At 54.1% G+C, this 329-nt stretch carries 1 pseudogene; it reads left to right on the top strand.

What is annotated here, in order from left to right:
• Positions 1–181, top strand: a pseudogene (locus ACYP03_RS25115) (TldD/PmbA family protein); the annotation flags it as partial.
• Positions 182–329 lie beyond the last annotated feature (148 nt).

Genomic DNA, 329 nt, shown 5'->3' with positions numbered 1-329 from the left:
CCGTCCGCTGAAATCCGCCACCCTGATCAGTACCGGGCCAAAGGTACTGAAAGAAATCAGTATGGTCGGACAGGATTTCGAACTGGCAGCCGATATGTGCGGCTCAGTCAGCGGCTCAGTACCAACGACAGTCGGCCAGCCGGCATTAAAAGTAGACAATATTCTGGTGGGAGGTAACTAATGGCGGATCAACATACCCTGCAACACGCCATGGAACAGGTGCTCGAACTGGCAACCTCAGCCGGTGCCCAAGCCGATGTCCTTGCCAGCAGCAGCCATAACCTGTCACTGAAAGCCAACAACGGCGAACTGGATGAATACAAAGTCAC

The sequence above is a fragment of the Photobacterium sp. R1 genome, from assembly GCF_054600795.1.
Note: the sequence above shows the minus strand (reverse complement) of the source record. Positions and strands in the feature narration are given on the sequence as shown.